Here is a 16,590-nt window from a genome sequence, read left to right on the forward strand (position 1 = left end):
ATTAATAATAATTTCTATGATTATGACAATCGTTTGGACTAAAACATCCAAAGGAATTGTCTAAAGAAATCATTCATTAACAGCACCACCTGGGCAATTATGAAATTGTATTTGAGCAATTGATATTACGTTCATTTTTGTTCATTAGCCATTTTACACAAAATTTTCGTAATTATAAATAGGTGTTTTAAGGTTATTAGACACATACTGTTAATTAATTCTCTAACAACCATCCTAAATCAGATGGTAGAAATTATTAGCCATTATTTCATAGCTATTATTATTCAATTATTTTCTTACTTGAAAGGAGCTCTATGTTTATTTTTAAAGGCTATAACTGCCGTTTTTAATGAAGCGTAATTGCCAATAGCAGCATATCCATAAAACCAGCCCATAAAAACACCTGCAATTAAGTTGTGTCGATGACTAATGAAAATGGAAATTAATAAACCCAGTATTAGTGCAGTAAGAGGCACAAACTTATCGGGGACTTTAAAAAATACTTTTATTAGTTGAGTTAGAATCATTACTACCGGTACTGCTATCACAGCATCCCAAAAATTTGTATGGATTATTGGAAAATTCATATTAAGTCACCTCTTAGATAGGGTGCCCCAAAAAAGAAATTTAATCTGCTTTGAATAATAACCAACCAAATGTCGCAGTATAGTCAAATAGGTGCAATGAACAGTTTGGATATCTGACACAAACTGTGGTACGAAACGTTACCTTATAAGTGTATAGGCACGAAATAGGAGAACTACTAAATAAGCAATTACAACTGATTAACCGAAACTCAGAAGGAAAGCCGTCATGTTGAGTTGAAACGAGTTATCTAATCTTCCTCTGCATGTAATGGTAGTAGCCTGAATGTGTATGAAGCTAGGTGAAGTTGGCTGAAAGAAACCTAAGTTGCTTATATAGGATATGGTTTATGATAGGTCGAGATGCTAAAATATTTATGGTGAGAATGTCTAATAGGACTGACGAACTTACGAATGTAAGGGTCTATATAGTTACTATGAGTGAAAAATATAGATTGATACAATCAGGGTCTCCATTGGTATGAAGGATTTTTGTTTTATGGGCAGTTTGACAAATATATTAGGTTCAAAAGTAACTGCCCATAAAATTTTGCAAAAAAATTATCCAAGGACGTTTTTATTTTTCAAATTTGTTCATAATGTCCTATTGGTTTATATCATTTTTGGGAAATACTAGTAGATTAAACTGGTTATTATTCTTTAAAACTACCTAAATTTGATTTTGAAACTTCTGATGAAAGCAAAATCTATATTCAGTGCCTGGCTTATTATGATAATATGTTTAGGATTATAACTTATTTCATCACCAAACAATTTGTTTTTATCGGGTAGATTAAAAAATGTTCATTAAGTTTATGAAATATTAATTAAGCTAACTTTGGTTGGCTTATTTTTATTGCAGTGTGAAGATTACGTGCAACAAACCATATATCGATTAAGTTGGTAATGTTGAATTACTCGACATCCTAAAAGTTAATATACTATTGATTAAATAATATTTATCGGGAGGGAACGAATGATGTGCGAAAAAAATCATCATATACTAAGTGTTATTGATTTTATGCATACGGATAACAAAACCTTATTTGTGAAAGTTGTAGGGTACGATGCGAATTTCAAAATAGAATTTAATGGGGAAATAAAATTCCTGAATGGAATGCCATTTGGAGATTTGATCCATGGACAAAGGTCAATTTTATCACCTGATTGCAGACAGTATATACGAGAGAATTTGTTAAATAAATATAGCGAGGGGAACTTTAATTAACTGAAGTCCAAATGGCTCCCGAGTTTGAATTAAATAATTAGCCTAAAAGACGTCCTGAAGCATATTTTGAATAATGTGCACTTTAAAAAGTCCCTTATTAGGTTTTTTTTATCTTTATCATTGTTGTATTACTTGGACATGTATAGTGTTCGTGACCAGCCAAAGTGACACCATTATACAGTTTAAATAAGTCTAAGAATAAAAAACATAAAAAGGGACATTCACCAATACACTAAACTATATGTTTTTGTTCAAGAAAATAGATAAGAACGTAAAAAAAGTATTGATGTTTCATTTTTAAGGCAATTATCTTCATACTTACGACTGTTATCAAATACAGGATGTATTACAGATTACAGGCAGTAAGACTCTTACGAAGGGACTTAGAGGAATCAAGAAAAGATAAGAGTGGATGACAAACTGTCCGTAAAGGACCGATTGGTTCATCTAACCATTTTTTGGGGATGTTGGACCCGGAAAATGGAAAACTCACTTTATTAGGTTTATTAAAGTAGAAGAGTAAAGGCTTATTAAAAGCCACTTTTTATGTTCTTTGTGAACCGTCTCCAAGATTTTGTGGCAAATACTTTGGAAGTGGGTTTAGAAAGAATATATTCTGAAAAAGGAGGGGTTAGTATGTTTGAAAGAGACGAAAAGTTGATTTTTGAAAGTATTGAGCGATTAGAAAACAATGAGTTGTTGGTTGAAAGTCAAAAAGAGGAATATTGCAAACTTTTAGAGCTACAAGAAATGAAATTTCTCGAAAGAGCTGAAAAAGTAAAGCCAATCATTTCGTACTTAAAAGAACATCATTATTCTTTCCATAATAAAAAGTTCGATTGTCGTTCATTCAAAGGCCCTGTTATTGGTCGAAATGAAAATATAGTGTACGTTTATGAAGGGGAATGGTCATTGGTTACTTCAATTAACCTTCAAACAGGGAAAAGAGACTCAATTATACTGAAGACTTTCTTAGATGAAAATTCATTTAAGGATGCAATGGATGCGTTATTAGAAACGACGTTCGTACAAGAGGATGAATTAACAAAAAGTCAAAAGAGAATAGAAAACGCAAACAAAGATCTCAATAGTGTATTTGGATAACTTTGAATGAATAGGATTGTTTTATAAGTAAGCGTCCAAAAGTCCCCATCGGTTACAGGTGGGGACTTTTGAACGCTTACTTTTCATTAACAAAGCAACAACCTAGAATTATAGAAAACGAATTCCGAATTTGCTAAACCACTGATTTAAGAATTGATAAATTATTTGTAATAGTTTCTAGAATCAGTTCATATGAATTAGCATAGAGAGGTTGTCCAAAGATCCGGGGAGAATCACTTTATTTACATGAATTGTATGAGTAACTGAAGTTAGAATGTTATCGAAAAAATAAACCTCCTGCAATAAACAGGAGGGAAAAAACACTATTAATGGATTTGACGATAAAGTCCAATAACTCTTCCGAGAATTGATACATTCCCTAGAATGATTGGTTCCATATTGGAGTTTTCTGGTTGTAATCTGATGAATTCTTTTTCTTTAAAAAAGCGTTTCACTGTTGCTTCGTCATCATCAGTCATGGCAACAACGATATCACCATTATTCGCGGTACTTTGTTGTTTTACAATAACATAATCGCCATCATGGATTCCGGCTTCAATCATACTATCACCCATAATCTCGAGCATGAAGACTTGTTCGTCATGTGCCGCCATCGATTCTGGAAGTGGGAAGTATTCCTCGATATTTTCAATTGCTGTAATTGGAAGGCCAGCTGTAACTTTTCCTAGTAATGGGACATTAATGACATTATTTTTTGGTATATTATTCGTTTCAGATTGATCTAGTATTTCAATGGCGCGAGGTTTGGTAGGATCTCGACGAATAAGTCCTTTACTTTCTAATCTTGATAAATGACCGTGAACGGTTGAACTTGAAGCTAAGCCAACTGCTTCTCCAATTTCTCTTACTGAAGGTGGATAGCCTTTAGTGCGTACTTCGTCTTTAATAAAATCCAATATATCATTTTGCCTTTTTGAAAGCTTTGACATATATTCACCCCTTCTCTCCTATTCTTATTTTTATTATATCACGCGAGAAATAAAGATACAAACATAAGTTCGAATGTTGTTGACTAAAAACAGGTGTTCGATTTATACTAGGATTATCAAATGACGAACAAGTATTCGATTTTGGAGGGATAAAAATGAAAAAACTATTAAAGAGTCATACCTATACACTTTTATTAGCAGGAATCGTATTTATTTTTTCTTTATTTTTCTCAATGAATAGAAATTATGATAATCTTGACAATTATATATCCGTTACTGTAGATCATGGAGATACTCTATGGAAAATGGCTGAAATGTACAATACAGACGATTTATCGAGAGATGAGTTCATTGAATGGATCATTACACATAATGAAATATATGCTAATTCGCTAGTACCGGGAGAATCTATTATTTTACCAGTAACTAAAACAAATCTAAGTCTAGCAAGTAAGCAATAAGAAAGTTGGAAAGAAAAATGAGAGCGATTATTTACTGCCGAGTAAGCACAGAAAAAGAAGCACAGGAAACATCACTTACGAGGCAGGAAGAAGAGTTAAGAAAACTAGCTAACAAATCAGAATTTGAAATCGTTTCTATAATTAAAGAACAAGCAAGTGGATATGAACTTAACCGTGATGGAATTTTTGAAATGCTGGATATTTTTAAAAAGAAGCAAGCTGATGTTCTTTTAATTCAAGACGAAACGCGACTCGGGCGTGGAAATGCGAAAATTGCGCTTTTTCATGTAATCATAAAAGAAGGTGTAAAAATTTATTCCTTATCACATGATGGGGAAATTGAACTATCTGATTCTGATTCGATGGTCATTAATATTGTTGGAATTGTTGAAGAGTATCAGCGGAAGTTACATAATATTAAGATTAAACGAGGCATGAAACGGGCGGTTGAAAATGGGTTTCGCCCGCAAAAAAATCTGAGCAATCAGGGAATGAGTGGTGGAAGAGAACGAAAGGAAGTTCCAATTGAGGAAATAGTAAAACTTCGAAAGAACGGACTAACATTTGCAGAAATTGCAGCTACTTTAAGAGGGTTTGGTTATCCAGTTTCAAAAGCTACTATAAATCGCAGATATTTAGAATATCAAGTCTCAAAAGAAGATTAACAAAAAGCAGAGAACTTGTATTTTTGCTCTTTTTTATATAACATGACACTATTGAAACAGTAAAGGAGCAAAAGTATGTTATCGAAAGAAAAATTAGCTCGGATAAATGAGTTGGCAAAGAAGGCTAAGTCGAGCTCTTTAACAGTGGAAGAAGCGAAAGAACAATCTAAGCTGAGAAGTGAGTACTTAGAAACGTTCCGTAAATCCATGACAGATACAATCGAGCATTTGACAATTGTTGATCCCGAGGGAAATGATGTAACACCTGAAAAGCTTAAAAGTATCAAAGATATAAAGAAGCGTTTGCATTAAGGAATGTAGAGTTAGAGAATATCGAATTCGATATTCTCTTTTGTTTTTTTGTCTTAGAATTCACGGATTTTAGTAGGGGAATAGGGTACTTTAATAAAGTGTCTGAATTATTGTTGTCTTTAATTTACATGACATTATAAAATAGTAAGGGCATACATACATGAAGGAAGGATGGTTTAATGTTAAATAAAACAGATGCACTTTCAATCAATACAATTCGCACTTTGTCAATCGATGCTATCGAAAAAGCAAATTCTGGACATCCAGGAATGCCGATGGGGGCCGCCCCGATGGCGTACACTCTTTGGACCCAGTTTATGAATCACAATCCAAAAAATCCAACTTGGTTTAATAGAGACCGTTTTGTTCTTTCTGCAGGACATGGATCGATGCTTTTATACAGCCTTTTGCATTTATCAGGCTATGATTTATCAATGGATGACATTAAAAATTTCCGCCAATGGGGTAGTAAAACACCAGGACATCCTGAATATGGCCATACTGCAGGAGTAGATGCAACAACTGGGCCTCTCGGACAAGGGATAGCAATGGCAGTAGGAATGGCTATGGCTGAACGTCATTTAGCAGCAACATACAATCGCGGAACATATAATGTAGTAGATCATTATACATATGGTATTTGCGGAGACGGAGATTTAATGGAAGGTGTTTCATCTGAAGCTGCTTCACTAGCTGCTCATCTTCAGCTTGGAAGAATGATCGTTTTATATGATTCAAATGACATATCACTTGATGGAGATTTGGATAAATCATTTAGTGAAAGTGTTGAAAATCGTTTCAAGGCATATGGCTGGCAATATATACGCGTAGAAGATGGAAATGATTTGACTGAAATCACTAAAGCTTTGGAATTGGCGAAAACAGATGAAACGCGACCAACACTTATTGAAGTAAGAACTGTTATTGGTTATGGTTCACCTAACCGTTCTGGAAAATCTTCCGCTCACGGAGCGCCTTTAGGTGCTGATGAATTAAAACTCACAAAAGAATATTATAAATGGACATTTGAAGAAGATTTCCATGTTCCGAATGAAGTTTATGAGCATTTTAATAAAACTGTTGTGGAAGAAGGCGGCAAGAAGGAATCGGCATGGGAAAATCTTTTTAATGATTACAAAAAAGATCATCCTGAATTAGCTTCTCAACTCCAAGTGGCAATCAATGGCGAATTACCTGAAGGGTGGGATCAAGATATCCCGGTATATGAGGAAGGGAAAAGTCTTGCTTCAAGGGCTTCAAGTGGTGAAGTATTGAATGCAATTGCATCTAACCTACCAAGCTTTCTTGGTGGTTCAGCTGATTTGGCTGGTTCCAACAACACGATGATTAAAACGGCATCAGACTTTGTTCCAGGTGAATATGAAGGGCGCAATATTTGGTTTGGCGTTCGTGAATTTGCAATGGGTGCGGCACTAAATGGAATGGCTCTTCATGGTGGAGTAAGCGTATATGGTGGAACTTTCTTTGTATTCTCTGACTACCTACGTCCAGCCATTCGTTTAGCTGCGCTAATGGGTCTTCCAGTAACGTATGTATTCACACATGACAGTATTGCGGTCGGCGAGGATGGACCAACTCATGAACCAATCGAACAACTGCCATCATTGCGCGCGATGCCAAACCTTGGTGTTATTCGACCTGCGGATGGAAACGAAACAGCTGCAGCTTGGAGAGAAGCCATTCAATCTAAGAACAAACCAACTGCACTTATATTAACTAGGCAAAATCTACCTACTTTAAAACACACGGCTGAACTTGCAAATGAAGGAGTTAAAAAGGGTGCATACATCGTGTCTCCTGCTAATAAAGTAGAAGCAGATGTTTTACTACTTGCGACAGGTTCAGAAGTTAATTTGGCTGTTTCAGCTCAGGCAGAACTAGCGAAAGTAGGAATTGACGCCGCAGTAATTAGTATGCCATCATGGGATCGTTTTGAAGCTCAATCTAAAGAGTATAAACAAAGTGTTATCAACCCTGCAGTGAAAAAGCGCCTAGCTATCGAAGTTGCGGCTCCATTCGGCTGGGATCGTTATACAGGAGATGAAGGGGAAATTCTTGCAATTAACCATTTTGGAGCGTCAGCCCCAGGAAATAAAATTATGGAAGAATTCGGTTTCACAGTTGAGAATGTTGTAAATCAAGTAAAAGCCCTATTAGAAAATTAATTTAGAAACGAGTTGGCATCTAATAAAGATACCGACTCGTATCTCTGTTTATTGAAGAAAATTAAGTGTAATCACTTTTTCATGGGGAAAAACACTATATTTGTAATGGTACATGGAAAAATAATAATTTCGACAAAAAAACAAGCTTTTTTCTCCATCAAACAACATATCTTTTTCGCTTTCAAGAATATAATACAGAAAAGAATGTTAGGAGGCAGTTAAATGAGAAGTTATCAAATCTATTTAATCGAAGATGAATTTGCCCGACATTATTTTGGTAGAGAGAAGATTTTTTTCAATTTGTTTTTGGAGTATATTCAATCATCTGACTGGCATAAGGGTATTTTGCAAAAACAAATCGAATATATTACAAAAAAAATTCCTGCTAGTAACGTTCATTTTTCATTCGAACAAAGTTTACAACGTAAACAAGGGTATTTAACCCAAAACGGGGTATATTATTTAAAAACAAAGAGTAACAGTAAAGCTACCGTATATATTTACGAACATTCCATTATGTTAAAAGCTGAAGGCGATTTTGATGCGGAAACTACTTTTTTTGAATGCATCCGTAAATGTGGGGCGAGCTTTCTGGCTTTTGATTTTGAGAATAAACGTTACGGCTGGTTAAAACCGATAAAAGAAAGAAAATATGGATAAATAGAGGACATGACGATGTGGAGTATTGTATAATAACGATTGGTCTAGTACACTTATAGTAGACAACATGAAGGAGGAAATAATATGCTTTGGCAAATAATTTTAGCCGCAGTTTTGGCTTTAATCGCCGGTGTAGCACTTGGCTTTTTCATCGCTAGAAAATATATGATGAGCTACCTAAAGAAAAATCCGCCGATTAATGAACAAATGCTTAAAATGATGATGATGCAAATGGGGCAAAAACCATCTCAGAAGAAAATTAATCAAATGATGAGCGCAATGAACAAACAGGTAAAATAAATAATCCCTTGTGGCTCTTACGTTCACAGCTCGTTTGATTACGATTATTATACAAGTTCTTCTCCTAGAAAATGTAGGAGAGTGAATCTTTCATTAGTAATTTGTCTTTTTTCTGATTTATCTTTCATTACTTTAATCAAAAACCACCTTTTCTGTTGAAAAATAAAGCAGATAAAGGTGGTTTTTTTGTTTGTTGTTAGAAGAAATTATTGAGAAATATTTGTATCATTGCCAAGCAAAGGGATTCACATCTAAAACCGTGATAAACAAAAGGTAGGGATACAAACAGTTAAAAATTTGTAACTACTCAGTCTACAGCTTTTACGCAAGACAAATAGAGGTCACTGCTAGTAGACAATGCCTCTTACTTTAGGAAGAAAAGAGCTCGATTTTCCCCTTCCCGAATGAATGAGCTTCGATTGAGTGAAAGACTGGTTTTCCTTGATTCTGATCCTTCGTACATGAAAATTTCTCACTGACTTGACTTTATGAACAGCTTTTTTTAGATATTTTAAACCCACCTTGAGAAATCATGCAAGGCGGGTTGTATGGTTTGAATGATTAACTGCTTATGCTAACCAATTTTTTTTAGGAACAATTGGTTATATTGATTTAGCAGTATGTCCAATTCCTGACTGTATACGATCGTTATTTGAGAATTAAGACCGTTTTTAGAAACGATTTTAATGAGCTCATTACGTTTTATTTCGATAAGCTCGAGAAATTCTAATCGGGTCACAACTGCTAGTCCTTTCTAAACATTAATAGAGAGGTGCTTATACCTGATGTAATCTTGTCCCTAAATATGTATGATACTTACAATATTAATTATACAAGCTTGTGGAAATAAATTCAAACACTTATTCATATTTTTATATGTTCACAATTCAGTAAATATCTTTTTCTTAGTGCATTTGGTAGAATGAGGGTAAATTGCTTTTCAGAGGAGTTGACATGCTTGAGTGACGTTAGCATATTATTAGCTTTTGGTGCGGGGTTTCTAAGTTTTATTTCTCCTTGTTGTTTGCCACTTTATCCAGCCTTTTTATCGTATATTACAGGGATGAGTGTCAATGAACTTAAAACAGAAAACGCTATGCTGCAGAAGAGAAGTTTATTTCACACGTTATTTTTCTTATTGGGTTTTTCTCTAATATTTATCGCTTTAGGTTTTACTACTTCCTTTCTTGGTGAGTTTTTTGAGAATTATCAAGATTTAATACGTCAAATTGGTGCTATCATTATTATCTTTTTTGGTTTAGTAATTGTCGGGATATTCAATTTTGAATTCCTAATGAAAAATAAACGAATTGAATTCAAAAACCGTCCAAGTGGGTACATAGGTTCCGCATTAATTGGTTTAGCATTTGCTGCAGGATGGACCCCGTGTACAGGTCCTATTTTAACAGCTGTTTTAGCAATGGGCGTCAACAACCCAAATTCTGCGATGCTGTATATGATTGCTTATATTCTAGGTTTTGCAATTCCGTTCTTAATTTTGTCTTTCTTCATCGGTAAAATGAAGTGGATAAAAAAACATAGCCACCGTATTGTTAAAGCAGGTGGATACATCATGATTCTTATGGGGATTGTGCTCTTCTTTGATTGGATGACGAAAATTATCATTATTTTCACAAATATTACTGGTGGTTTTCAAGGTTTCTAATATGTATTTTACATAACCATCCATCCATTAATAAATGAAATAGTAAATTCTGGTGAGTGAATTGTTTGAATATCTTATGAGATTACGGTAGCCTTTAAGGATACATATTAATTAGTTAGACTAAACATGTTGTTGAATTCTGTTCAGTATTATTTTTACTTGTTGCATGATTTGGGAGGGTTAAAAGGAATGGCTAGAATATTAGTAATTGATGATGCAAAGTTTATGAGAATGACCCTTTTAAATATATTAAATAAAGCAAATCATATAGTGGTCGGCGAAGGTGAAAACGGGGAAGAAGCAATTGAACTATATCGGCAATTACAGCCAGACATCGTTACTATGGATATAACTATGCCAGTAATGAGTGGCATAGATGCAGTGAAGGAAATAAAAAAGGAATTTCCACAGGCAAAAATAATTATGTGCTCAGCCATGGGTCAGCAAAAGATGGTTGTTGAGGCAATTGAAGCCGGTGCGAAGGATTTCATCGTAAAGCCATTTGATGAAGATCGAGTGGTAGAAGCGATTAGTAGGGTGAATAATTAAATGATTTCCTGCGATACCTAATAGAATTAGCCTCTTTGTGAAAGAACTTTTGATAATTTTTTGTAGTAGGATATAATAAGGTCACAAGTAACATACCTTATTAAATAAAAGGAATGAAATGGTTATGATTTATATATCATCAGCTGTAGCGCTGTTTATGGCCATCACTGTACTTATTGTTCGTTTAAAGGCAGCGAAAAAGCCAGTTAACTTGAAGAAAATTATTTTACCCCCGATTTTTATGAGTACAGGGGCTCTTATGTTTATGTTTCCGATGTTCCGATTAACTGGGGTAGAGGTGCTTGAAGCTGTGTTGGTAGGGATGGTATTTTCTATTTTCCTTATAAAAACCTCAAGTTTTGAAGTTCGGAACAATGAGATTTATATTAAGCGATCAAAGGCGTTTGCTTTTATTCTTATCGGATTGCTTATTGTCCGGTTGGTGGCTAAATGGCTATTAAGTTCCTCAATCGATGTTGGTCAGTTAGGTGGTATGTTCTTTCTTCTTGCATTTGCAATGATTGTACCTTGGCGGATTAGCATGTATCTTCAATATCGTAAAATCCATAATGAACACTTTGGAAGCAGTAAAATCGTAAAAGTATAAAAATCATGAATGTAAAAAGCGGTAGCAACTATTGCTAACCGCTTTTTTAGTGGCTTCATACTTCTCTACACAGACAAGTCATGGATGAAACTTTAATGAAGTGGCTAAAGCATAGTAGAAATTCATAAAGTTAATCTGAGGTACTGCTTGTCAAGATTTAGCAAAGTGTCTATAATAAATAGTATTAAATATTTGGAAAATTCGAGGTGGATGACGTGCTTGAAGGTTGGTTTTTATGGTTTATCCTTGCATGGACGGTCATTTTGATCACATTAATGGGGATTGGTGGATTCTTCATGTTCCGAAAATTTCTTAAGCGTTTTCCTAAAGAAGATGGAAAATCTGATATGGATTGGGAAGAATATTATGTAAGTCAAACTACTCATTTGTGGACAAGTGAACAGAAAGAATTACTCGAAGATTTAGTAAGTCCGATACCTGAACTGTTTAGAGATGTAGGTAGACAGAAAATTGCTGGTAAAATTGGAGAATTGGCATTAAAAGAAAAGTCGCAAACGATTACTCAGGATCTAGTTGTTCGGGGCTATATTATCGCTACACCTAAACGAGATCATAAATTTTTAAGAAAAAAATTAACAGAACGTCAAATTAACATGAATCCATATGAGCATTTATTTAGCTGAACATAGTGAAGCGGACAGTTTACAGGCTGTCTGCTTTTTTTATTTTCCACACAAAGCTTTAACTTGCTACTTGCCTTTCAGTCGGTTTAGTCCGACTACGAAGAATCTCCATACTTTAGTGCAGAGTCGTTCAGTATATATTGAGTAAATTCTTCGAGTTAACGATATGTAAAATGTGGTGTGACCAACTAATTATGAGTTTTGGTATAATGGAAGTACGATCAGGAACGGAGTGATTTCATGAAATTTATTCATACAGCAGACTGGCACCTAGGTAAAATTGTTCATGGTGTACATTTGACAGAAGATCAGGAGCATATGCTTTGGCAGCTAGTAGATGTCATTGAAGAAGAAAATCCAGATGCAATAGTTATTGCAGGTGACTTATACGATCGTTCTGTACCACCTACTGAAGCCGTAGAATTGCTTGATGAAATTCTTTATACAATTAACGTGAAAATGAAGAAACCAATTATTGCGATTTCGGGTAATCATGACAGTGCAGAACGGTTATCCTTTGGAACGTCTTGGTATCGTCAGAGTAATCTTTTTATCCAAGGGAAATTTAATAAGGATTTAATGCCAGTTCAGGTGAACGGCGTTAATTTTTACTGTGTTCCATATGCGGAGCCAGGTGTTGTACGTCAAGTACTGCAAGATGATCGAATCACATCTCATCAAGATGCAATGGCCACTATTACGTCGAAAATAGAACAAAATATTAATCCAAATGAACCGAATATTTTGGTCGGGCATGCCTTTGTCTTAGGCGGAAAAACAACGGATTCCGAGCGAGTTCTGTCTGTTGGAGGATCGGGTTGTGTTTCAGCGGAAGTTTTTAATGCATTCGACTATACGGCACTTGGTCATTTACATAGTCCGGATGCGCTCAATCATCCTAAGGTTCGGTATTCAGGCTCGTTAATGAAATATTCATTTTCAGAAGCAAAGCAAAATAAATCCATTTCCATTGTTGAAATGAACGAGAATGGTAGCTTTGATTTAAGGTATCGCTCACTATCCCCGAAAAAAGATATGCGAGAGATAGAGGGTTATATGGAGGAGCTGCTTGATTCTACTTTTTATCAATTTCAAAAAACGGAAGATTATTTGAAAATTACACTACTAGATGAAGGCGCAATTATTGATCCGATTAATCGGCTTCGTAAAGTGTATCCAAATGTCCTTCATTTAGAAAGAAAATGGGATTTGCTCGACCTTCGTCGAAAAGAATCGTTCTCATCCATTAAGGATGAAAAAAAATCAGAATTAGATTTATTTGAAACATTTTATGTGGAAATGACAGATCGTCATTTTGATCAAAAAAAGCGAGATATTATGGCTTCCGTTATTGACAACGTGAAAAGAGAAGGTGTATTGAGATGAGACCACTTCGATTAATGATGCAGGCATTTGGACCATATGCAGGGAATGAAATCATCGACTTTTCACAGCTTGGAAATCGCACAATGTTTGTGATTTCCGGAAAAACAGGAGCTGGTAAGACGACCATTTTTGATGGAATTAGCTATGCAATCTATGGAAAGGCAAGTGGCGAAGATCGAAATGGACAGGAGCTAAGGAGTCAATTTGCAGCAGATGATCAATTGACAGAAGTAAGTTTGGAATTTATGCTCCGTGGAAAATTGTATTATATTTGGCGTTCACCACAGCAAGAACGGAAAAAGAAGTCAGGTGAGGGCACGACAACGGTTACGGCGAAAGCAGAGTTATATGAAGTCCAATCGAACGATGAGAAGAAATTGCTTGGTGCGAATGTTCGTGAAGTGGATGAAAAGATCAAGAGCATTATCGGAATTGATGCCAATCAATTCCGTCAAATCCTAATGATACCACAAGGTGAATTCCGAAAGCTGTTAACTTCGGAAAGTAAGGAAAAGGAACAGATTCTTCAAAGACTATTTCATACAGAATTATATAAAACGATTGAAGATAAGCTGAAAGAAGAAGCGTCTGAATTAAAAAAGTTAAGTGAGAAAAGCAGGCTTGACAGAATTCGTTATATGAATGAAATTGCAGCAAGCGATAATGAAGAGCTGATAATAGAACTTAATCAAGATGAACCAATTGAGCAAAAGGTACTACCACTACTAGAACAACAAATTTCACATGATGAATCCCGTTTACTAGAACTGCAAACTGTCATCGATCAGAAACAAAAAGCTCGTGATTCTCTTAAGGAAAGCTTATTTCGTGCAGAAGAACAAATCAAGCAATTTTTAAATTTGGAAAAATTAACGATTGAAAAAGAAAAATTAGAAGCTGTAAAAATTGAAATTGATCAAGTGAAAATTCAAATTTCCAACGCTTACAAAGCAGCTGCGGCAGAGAAACAAGAACAATTTTATTTAAGAATCGGTAATCAAGTAAAAGAATTACAAGCAAATCACGAGCAATTAGAAAAGAAGCTTATGCAAAGTGAAGAAAAGAAAAAGAATTTGCAACTTCAATATGAAGAAGAATTAGCTAAAGCAGGCAAACGTGAGGAAGCAGCAGTAGTTGTTTATAACCTACAGCTGTTGAAGGAGTCAGTTGAAAATCTAGCTAATCAAATTCAAAAGACGACTCATTTGGAAAAGCAATGGCAGCAAATGGCCATCCAAAAGAATACGGCAGAAAATGATCTCATTACGATTGAAAAAGAAGAAGAAGCTACGCACATAATAAAACAAGAATGTGAACAAGCGGCTATACAATTTGCCGAATTGGAGAGGCAATCGGATCTCAACGATCAGATTTTGTTTAGAATAACGAAACTTATTGAAGTTACGAAAACAATGAATCAAGTAAAACAAGCAGTAGACCGCAATCAAATTAGTCTGGCTAATTCAAGTAGCAAACTTGAAAATGAAAAGTTGGGACTGGACTTATTAAACAAAAAATGGCGTGAAAGCCAAGCAGGTATATTAGCACAAATGCTCATTTCTGGTGAAGCTTGTCCTGTATGTGGTGGGGCAGAACACCCCAATCCTGCTCACTTTCAAGAAGATATGCCAAATGAAGCCGATATCGACCGACAAACGATTCTTGTACAAGCTGCTGAACAGAAAAAAGTACAATCAGAAACAGAATATTATCAAGTTAAATCACAATATGAATCAATCCAAGACACATACAATGAAAGAGCAGCAGAAGTAAAAGAACGAGCCCCTGAAATTGACTTTAACAACCTAGGCGAATTTGAAAAGGATTGTAAAGCCAATAAAAGAGAATTGGAACGTCGTTTAATGATGCTCGCTGATAAAAAAGCACAACTTGGGCAAATTACAGAAAAACTCTTTACCTTAAAAGAGAGTAAAGCAGAACTGAAACAGCGCTCGGTAGACTTGAAAAAAAGTGAAGATACTTCCCGTATAGCATATTTAGAGGAAAATGCCAAACTTGCTTCCTTAAAAGAAGCAGTACCTGATGCGATTCGAACCCCACAAGGGTATGAGAATGCATTGAACAATGCCATAACGCAACAAAAAATACTGCAACAGGCATTTGAAAGCACTCAAACGGCTCTGCAAACAGCGTTAGAGCAAGTGACGATCATACAAACCAATCGAACTTCGATTGGTAAGCAGTTGGAAACAGTAAAGCTTGAGCTTGATAAAGAACGACTTCGATTCAAAGATGATTTGAAAAATCAGGGATTCGAGTCGTACGGACAATATACAGCTTCGAAAAAAATAGAATCGGAATTAAAGGGGTTAGAAAATCAAGTTCAGGAATATGATAAACAATATCATACAGTAACAGGCCTTCATCACGATCTTGAATTGAAGTTAAAAGATATTGAGAAACCCGACTTAGTTAGCTTACAGAAAACTGTGCAAACGATTGATGAAGATTTGGAACAACATCGCAAATTGTATAATTTCATCTTTACATCGAAAGAACAGAATATCGTCATTCAAGAGAAAATTCTTGCGATTATTGAAGAACAAAAAGAATTGGATGAAAAATATGCGGTTATTGGTCACCTCCATGAAATCTCCAAAGGACAAAACCCGTTTCGCATTACATTTGAACGATATGTCCTTGCCGCTTTTTTAGATGATATTTTAAAAGAAGCAAATACAAGATTAGTAAAGATGACAAGTGGACGATATCAATTATTACGGAAAGTTGATCCGACTAGAAGAAATATTCAAAGTGGATTAGAGCTGTCTGTGTATGACCAATATACGGGACAAGAAAGGCATGTAAAGACATTATCGGGGGGGGAAAGCTTCAAAGCAGCATTGGCGTTAGCTCTTGGTTTAGCGGATGTTGTGCAACAAAATGCAGGTGGTATTTCATTGGAAACGATGTTTATTGATGAAGGCTTCGGTACACTTGATCCGGAATCTTTAGAACACGCGATTGAAACATTGATGGATATCCAAAACAGCGGTCGTCTCGTTGGCATCATTTCTCATGTGCCTGAGCTAAAAGAACGAATTGACGCACGTCTCGAAGTCATTGCCACACAGAAAGGGAGCAGAACAGTATTTCAATTTTCAAGCTAGTGTTAGTTGACAAAAAAGAAGGGCTACCAAAACAGGTCAAACTGAATCAAGAAGATATGATTGTTTCAATTATTAAGTTAATTTCAGAAACCAACATGCAATTTGGGACACATTCAGTAGAAAGGCTAAGTCTGCTAAATGTTTGATACTTGGTAGA

At 35.2% G+C, this 16,590-nt stretch carries 17 protein-coding genes; 14 read left to right on the forward strand and 3 right to left on the reverse strand.

Going from position 1 to position 16,590, the window contains the following annotated elements:
• Positions 1 to 296 precede the first annotated feature (296 nt).
• Positions 297 to 587, reverse strand: a complete 291-nt coding sequence (locus ACIQZI_RS12840) for a hypothetical protein (RefSeq protein WP_403073567.1) — start codon at positions 585 to 587, stop codon at positions 297 to 299.
• A 973-nt stretch (positions 588 to 1,560) separates the two neighbouring features.
• On the opposite strand from ACIQZI_RS12840, the gene ACIQZI_RS12845 reads away from it, so the two are divergent.
• Together ACIQZI_RS12845 and ACIQZI_RS12850 are read left to right on the forward strand one after the other, a co-directional pair.
• A complete protein-coding gene (locus tag ACIQZI_RS12845; RefSeq protein ID WP_403073569.1) occupies positions 1,561 to 1,812 on the forward strand; it encodes a hypothetical protein in 252 nt (83 codons plus the stop codon).
• A 636-nt stretch (positions 1,813 to 2,448) separates the two neighbouring features.
• Positions 2,449 to 2,916: a hypothetical protein gene (locus ACIQZI_RS12850; protein WP_403073571.1), complete on the forward strand. Its 468-nt coding sequence runs from the start codon at positions 2,449 to 2,451 to the stop codon at positions 2,914 to 2,916.
• Between the two features lie 326 nt (positions 2,917 to 3,242).
• On the opposite strand, the gene lexA is transcribed toward ACIQZI_RS12850, so the two are convergent.
• On the reverse strand, positions 3,243 to 3,866 hold the full coding sequence (lexA, locus tag ACIQZI_RS12855) for a transcriptional repressor LexA (RefSeq protein ID WP_403073573.1): 624 nt from the start codon (positions 3,864 to 3,866) through the stop codon (positions 3,243 to 3,245).
• 155 nt (positions 3,867 to 4,021) lie between these two features.
• Here lexA and yneA point away from each other — a divergent pair, with 155 nt between their 5' ends.
• From yneA to ACIQZI_RS12885, 6 genes are all read left to right on the forward strand, one after another.
• Positions 4,022 to 4,327 carry a cell division suppressor protein YneA gene (yneA, locus tag ACIQZI_RS12860; protein WP_454215360.1) on the forward strand — a complete coding sequence of 102 codons (306 nt, stop codon included), beginning with the start codon at positions 4,022 to 4,024 and terminating at the stop codon, positions 4,325 to 4,327.
• Between the two features lie 17 nt (positions 4,328 to 4,344).
• Entirely contained in the window at positions 4,345 to 4,992 is a 648-nt protein-coding gene (locus ACIQZI_RS12865) for a YneB family resolvase-like protein (RefSeq protein WP_062180538.1), read from the forward strand.
• A gap of 75 nt (positions 4,993 to 5,067) precedes the next feature.
• The gene (locus tag ACIQZI_RS12870; protein WP_062180535.1) at positions 5,068 to 5,304 is read left to right on the forward strand and encodes a DUF896 domain-containing protein; all 237 of its coding nucleotides are present in this window, start codon (positions 5,068 to 5,070) and stop codon (positions 5,302 to 5,304) included.
• A 179-nt stretch (positions 5,305 to 5,483) separates the two neighbouring features.
• Positions 5,484 to 7,490 (forward strand): transketolase, encoded by a 2,007-nt coding sequence (gene tkt, locus ACIQZI_RS12875; protein ID WP_403073578.1) that lies wholly within the window; start codon positions 5,484 to 5,486, stop codon positions 7,488 to 7,490.
• 222 nt (positions 7,491 to 7,712) lie between these two features.
• Entirely contained in the window at positions 7,713 to 8,150 is a 438-nt protein-coding gene (gene sirA, locus ACIQZI_RS12880) for a sporulation inhibitor of replication protein SirA (RefSeq protein ID WP_403073580.1), read from the forward strand.
• Positions 8,151 to 8,234: 84 nt separating this feature from the next.
• Positions 8,235 to 8,450, forward strand: coding sequence for a YneF family protein (locus ACIQZI_RS12885; protein ID WP_062180526.1), 216 nt, complete (start codon positions 8,235 to 8,237; stop codon positions 8,448 to 8,450).
• Positions 8,451 to 9,024: 574 nt separating this feature from the next.
• Here the strand turns inward: ACIQZI_RS12885 and ACIQZI_RS12890 are convergent.
• Positions 9,025 to 9,189 (reverse strand): Spo0E family sporulation regulatory protein-aspartic acid phosphatase, encoded by a 165-nt coding sequence (locus ACIQZI_RS12890; RefSeq protein ID WP_082675033.1) that lies wholly within the window; start codon positions 9,187 to 9,189, stop codon positions 9,025 to 9,027.
• A 183-nt stretch (positions 9,190 to 9,372) separates the two neighbouring features.
• Here ACIQZI_RS12890 and ACIQZI_RS12895 point away from each other — a divergent pair, with 183 nt between their 5' ends.
• From ACIQZI_RS12895 to ACIQZI_RS12920, 6 genes are all read left to right on the forward strand, one after another.
• Complete coding sequence (locus tag ACIQZI_RS12895) at positions 9,373 to 10,116, forward strand: cytochrome c biogenesis CcdA family protein (protein WP_403073583.1); 744 nt, start codon at positions 9,373 to 9,375, stop codon at positions 10,114 to 10,116.
• A gap of 189 nt (positions 10,117 to 10,305) precedes the next feature.
• The gene (locus ACIQZI_RS12900) at positions 10,306 to 10,665 is read left to right on the forward strand and encodes a response regulator (RefSeq protein ID WP_062180518.1); all 360 of its coding nucleotides are present in this window, start codon (positions 10,306 to 10,308) and stop codon (positions 10,663 to 10,665) included.
• A 118-nt stretch (positions 10,666 to 10,783) separates the two neighbouring features.
• Complete coding sequence (locus ACIQZI_RS12905) at positions 10,784 to 11,272, forward strand: CcdC family protein (RefSeq protein WP_403073586.1); 489 nt, start codon at positions 10,784 to 10,786, stop codon at positions 11,270 to 11,272.
• A 215-nt stretch (positions 11,273 to 11,487) separates the two neighbouring features.
• Positions 11,488 to 11,916 carry a DUF2621 domain-containing protein gene (locus ACIQZI_RS12910; RefSeq protein WP_062180511.1) on the forward strand — a complete coding sequence of 143 codons (429 nt, stop codon included), beginning with the start codon at positions 11,488 to 11,490 and terminating at the stop codon, positions 11,914 to 11,916.
• A gap of 240 nt (positions 11,917 to 12,156) precedes the next feature.
• A complete protein-coding gene (locus ACIQZI_RS12915; protein ID WP_403073588.1) occupies positions 12,157 to 13,302 on the forward strand; it encodes an exonuclease SbcCD subunit D in 1,146 nt (381 codons plus the stop codon).
• Positions 13,299 to 16,433: an AAA family ATPase gene (locus tag ACIQZI_RS12920; RefSeq protein ID WP_403073590.1), complete on the forward strand. Its 3,135-nt coding sequence runs from the start codon at positions 13,299 to 13,301 to the stop codon at positions 16,431 to 16,433. Before ACIQZI_RS12915 ends, ACIQZI_RS12920 begins: the two co-directional genes overlap by 4 nt.
• Positions 16,434 to 16,590: the final 157 nt, after the last annotated feature.

Source organism: Peribacillus sp. NPDC096379 (genome assembly GCF_044762875.1).
Classification (GTDB): Bacteria; Bacillota; Bacilli; order Bacillales; family DSM-1321; genus Peribacillus.

Excerpts from the sequence above, each read along its gene's own strand:
- ACIQZI_RS12840 (WP_403073567.1), bottom strand. The coding sequence starts at position 587 with ATGAATTTTCCAATAATCCATACAAATTTTTGGGATGCTGTGATAGCA.
- ACIQZI_RS12845 (WP_403073569.1), top strand. The coding sequence starts at position 1,561 with ATGATGTGCGAAAAAAATCATCATATACTAAGTGTTATTGATTTTATG.
- ACIQZI_RS12850 (WP_403073571.1), top strand. The coding sequence starts at position 2,449 with ATGTTTGAAAGAGACGAAAAGTTGATTTTTGAAAGTATTGAGCGATTA.
- lexA (WP_403073573.1), bottom strand. The coding sequence starts at position 3,866 with ATGTCAAAGCTTTCAAAAAGGCAAAATGATATATTGGATTTTATTAAA.
- yneA (WP_454215360.1), top strand. The coding sequence starts at position 4,022 with ATGAAAAAACTATTAAAGAGTCATACCTATACACTTTTATTAGCAGGA.
- ACIQZI_RS12865 (WP_062180538.1), top strand. The coding sequence starts at position 4,345 with ATGAGAGCGATTATTTACTGCCGAGTAAGCACAGAAAAAGAAGCACAG.
- ACIQZI_RS12870 (WP_062180535.1), top strand. The coding sequence starts at position 5,068 with ATGTTATCGAAAGAAAAATTAGCTCGGATAAATGAGTTGGCAAAGAAG.
- tkt (WP_403073578.1), top strand. The coding sequence starts at position 5,484 with ATGTTAAATAAAACAGATGCACTTTCAATCAATACAATTCGCACTTTG.
- sirA (WP_403073580.1), top strand. The coding sequence starts at position 7,713 with ATGAGAAGTTATCAAATCTATTTAATCGAAGATGAATTTGCCCGACAT.
- ACIQZI_RS12885 (WP_062180526.1), top strand. The coding sequence starts at position 8,235 with ATGCTTTGGCAAATAATTTTAGCCGCAGTTTTGGCTTTAATCGCCGGT.
- ACIQZI_RS12895 (WP_403073583.1), top strand. The coding sequence starts at position 9,373 with ATGAGGGTAAATTGCTTTTCAGAGGAGTTGACATGCTTGAGTGACGTT.
- ACIQZI_RS12900 (WP_062180518.1), top strand. The coding sequence starts at position 10,306 with ATGGCTAGAATATTAGTAATTGATGATGCAAAGTTTATGAGAATGACC.
- ACIQZI_RS12905 (WP_403073586.1), top strand. The coding sequence starts at position 10,784 with ATGGTTATGATTTATATATCATCAGCTGTAGCGCTGTTTATGGCCATC.
- ACIQZI_RS12915 (WP_403073588.1), top strand. The coding sequence starts at position 12,157 with ATGAAATTTATTCATACAGCAGACTGGCACCTAGGTAAAATTGTTCAT.
- ACIQZI_RS12920 (WP_403073590.1), top strand. The coding sequence starts at position 13,299 with ATGAGACCACTTCGATTAATGATGCAGGCATTTGGACCATATGCAGGG.